Genomic DNA, 3,631 nt, shown 5'->3' on the forward strand with positions numbered 1-3,631 from the left:
GTCATTGGAAAAATTCTTTCTCCCCCTACCTCCCCTACTTCCCCTACCTCCCCTACTCCCCTGCCCCCTGCCCCCTTGCCTACTTTGTCAGGTGCTAAAAAGAATTTGTCCATTCAAAATGGCTACTAATTTGACTCTTAGCGGACCTACAGTATAAGTATTTTCTGCGGCTACGGCTTTAATTTCTACTTCCTGTTCCGTCTGCTGTAATTGGGTAACAAAGCGCAGAAAAGTGCCTTCTATTTGAACACTTTCGACAATTCCCGCGTTCCGGGCGCGAAATTGAGAAGCGGAAATTAGTAAATCTAGGCGTTGACGCATTTGTTCAGATGTCATATTTTTTAAATCCGCTGTAGTAGTAGCCAGCACTTCACCTGATGAAAATACGAGTTGATTTCTCGCTGCGTCTGCAAAGAATTCTATTTGCTTTTCACCTCTGACATAATTACCTGCGGAGAAAATTCGCACTACATATTCTCGACCATCTTTAATTTGTGCAATTAACTGCTCAACTTTATCTTTGGTAACACGGAGTATTTCTTTATTTACTGGTGTACCACCAGGTTCAGTTAACTGAATATTGGCATTGCGGTTAGCTTCCTGGAGAATTTGGATAATTGCCTGATGTGCCGCATCAGGCTTGTCCACAGTAATTAACCCTGCGGCTATCACTTGACCTTTCACTAAAGCTAGTTTACCCAAGCGGAGGTCACGGTAGGACTGATAATATTTTTCTAGTCTGGCTACTTCCTGCTCTAAAAATTGTTGTTGTTTCTCTAATTCTTTCAAGCGAGATTCTCTAGTAATAATAACTTCTTCCCGCTGTTTAATTTCGAGATTACGATTTTGAATAAGTTTATCTAATTTAGTAATTTTGCGATCGCGTTTTTCAATCACCGTCTTTGCTTCATCAATAGCTTCTTTAGCTTGGGCGTATAATCTTTTTCGTTCCGTCTTTAACTCTTCCACCGCCGTTTGTAATGTTTGTCGCTGATTGTAAAGAGTTTGTAATTCATTTCTAGCTTGTTGATACTGAATCACAATTCCCCCAAGACGACTTTGAGTTTGATTAAGTCGGGCTTGAGTTTTAGCTTGCTGGTTCAGAGTGCGATTGAGTTGGGCTTGTGTAGCCTTTTGTTTAGTATTTGCTGCCTGTAATGATTTATTAATTTTCTGTAATTCTTGTTGTGCCTGACTTTGTTCTTGTCTGGCTTTATTTAACTCACTCTCTACCTGGCTTTTTTGCGCCTCTGCGGTTTTTAGTTGTTCCCGCTTGTTACCCAAATCTCTTTGAATATCCTCTAACTCAAATACGCCCTTTCGCAATCCGCCATCAGCCGCAAATAGGATTGCCAAAGTTGATGCAGAAATTAGACCACCTGTAAAAATAGTGACAATTACAGCAGTTTTTTTCGGACGTAAATTGAAGAGTGAGAGACGAGCTTTGCCAACTCGTGTGCCGATGCGATCGCCCACGGTGGCAATTACGCCTCCCAAAATGAGAATTGCTGCAATCAGAATGTACCCGGTGGTCATTTTTAGCTACCGTAATGCTGACTGATCCAGCCTACTACGTTTAACCATTGTCTGTGGGTAAATGGAGTTAGGCAAAAGTAGAAATTATCCAATTTTGAGATCTTCCCCCAAATTAACGGTTGAATCTCTACGGTAGTTGTTCTGCTTGGAGAGATCCCAAGACCGCACTACCTCAAAAATAGAACCCGTGCCAACTCCATTCCCCCATAACTTCTAAGTAAATTGCTTACTTAAAGCAACAGGTTTATGCACAGTAATCTTCTTTTTATGGATTGTAATCATTTTCTTCTCGCGTAAATCTCCCAGCAGTCTAGTGACTGTCACGCGAGTAGAGCCAATTGCTTCAGCGATCGCCTGATGGGATAACTTCAGATCAATGGTAATGCCATCAGCGCAAGGAACGCCAAAATCTCGACAAAGAATTAATAAGAAACTGATTAACCTTGAACCCATATCGCGGTGAGCAAGAGTTTCAATCATCATCTCCGTCTGAAGAATCCGCGAAGAAAGACCTCGCAGCATTAACATGGATAATTCTGGATTTTCCTTCAGTGCCTGTTCGACTTGTTCAATTGGGGCTGAAAGTAATTCTACAGTGGTAAATGCCACTGCATGATAAAATCGATCAGACTTATTCCCTGTCAGCAACGACAGCACGCCAAAAACGCTATTCTCCCGGAGCAGAGCTACCGTTATTTCTTCTCCTGCCTCATAGACTCTCGACAGTTTTACAGCACCCTTGAGAAGAAAATAAACTCGTTCGGCAGGATCTCCCGGAAAGAAGATCGTCTTATTCCGTTCAAATGTTTCCACAACTGGAGGAAAAGCCCCCGTTGCCATTTGACGAAAAACATTTGCTAGGGCTTTATCTTGTGTCACTATCATTTTCTCCCTTCCCCTACCCAATGCCAGAAAAACAAAAACTAATTACCTAAGAATACACCTGAAAAATCAATAGATCATCATTAAATTTTCTGTTTTTTCCTATACTCAAACGCGGAATTCCTAGTTTTTCGTTTATAATGATACATAATTGTTGTTCCGTTTAGCTAGTAATTATTGATAAGTAGTTTCACTAATTATAGTCTCAAGGTTTTGCCTCTAAAAATTGCCAATTTCTTGAGAATTTTTGTGAACATGGTCATGGTTTTTTGGGGGCTTACTGCTTATGCTTGGAGTATTTTGGAAAATCTCTAGCCCAACACAGTCAAACTAGACTCAGATTCTAGTATGCTCCTAATGATGAATTACATTAGCAATGTTTATGCTGAATCTATCTGGAAAAAATGCCCTAGTTACAGGTATTGCCAACAACCGTTCTATCGCTTGGGGAATTGCCCAACAACTGCACAAAGCCGGGGCTAATTTGGGCATTACCTACTTGCCAGATGACAAGGGTAAAATGGAAAAAAAAGTTTCTGAATTGGTAGAACCGCTCAGTCCTAGCCTATTTTTGCCCTGCAATGTTGAAAATGACGAGCAAATTCAATCTACTTTTGAAACCATCCGGCAAGAATGGGGGAAAATAGATATTTTAGTGCATTGTTTGGCCTTTGCAAAAAAAGAAGATTTGACTGGAGGTTTTAGTCAAACTTCTCGTTCTGGTTTCAATACAGCTTTGGAAGTTAGCACTTATTCACTGGTACAGTTAAGCGGTGCAGCCAAACCTTTAATGACTCAAGGCGGAAGTATTATTACTCTTACATATTTAGGAGCAGTTAGAGCAATTCCTAACTATAATGTCATGGGTGTGGCTAAAGCTGGTTTAGAAGCCAGTGTTCGTTACTTGGCAGCAGAACTCGGTCCTGAAAATATTCGCGTCAATGGCATTTCTGCAGGTCCCATTCGCACCTTAGCATCTTCAGCCGTGGGTGGTATTCTAGATATGATTCATCATGTTGAAAAAGTCGCCCCTCTCCGTCGCACCGTTACTCAATTAGAAGTAGGTAATACTGCGGCTTTCTTGTGCAGTGATTTAGCCAGCGGTATTACTGGACAAATCCTGTATGTAGATGCAGGTTATGAAATTATGGGAATGTAGGGAATGTAGGGGATGTAGGGATGTAGGGATGTAGGGAGAAAGAATTTTTCCAAT

At 41.1% G+C, this 3,631-nt stretch carries 3 protein-coding genes; 1 reads left to right on the forward strand and 2 read right to left on the reverse strand.

Going from position 1 to position 3,631, the window contains the following annotated elements; genetic code table 11:
• Nucleotides 1-87: 87 nt before the first annotated feature.
• Together FJR08_RS09185 and ntcA are read right to left on the reverse strand one after the other, a co-directional pair.
• Entirely contained in the window at nucleotides 88-1,536 is a 1,449-nt protein-coding gene (locus FJR08_RS09185) for a DUF3084 domain-containing protein (RefSeq protein ID WP_168632957.1), read from the reverse strand.
• Between the two features lie 213 nt (nucleotides 1,537-1,749).
• Complete coding sequence (gene ntcA, locus FJR08_RS09190; protein ID WP_015080072.1) at nucleotides 1,750-2,421, reverse strand: global nitrogen regulator NtcA; 672 nt, start codon at nucleotides 2,419-2,421, stop codon at nucleotides 1,750-1,752.
• 379 nt (nucleotides 2,422-2,800) lie between these two features.
• Between ntcA and fabI the strand changes: the two genes are divergently transcribed.
• Nucleotides 2,801-3,577, forward strand: a complete 777-nt coding sequence (fabI, locus tag FJR08_RS09195) for an enoyl-ACP reductase FabI (protein ID WP_148764322.1) — start codon at nucleotides 2,801-2,803, stop codon at nucleotides 3,575-3,577.
• The last annotated feature ends 54 nt before the right edge of the window (nucleotides 3,578-3,631 follow it).

This window comes from Dolichospermum sp. UHCC 0260, assembly GCF_009711985.1.
In the GTDB taxonomy this organism is placed as follows: Bacteria; Cyanobacteriota; Cyanobacteriia; order Cyanobacteriales; family Nostocaceae; genus Dolichospermum; species Dolichospermum lemmermannii.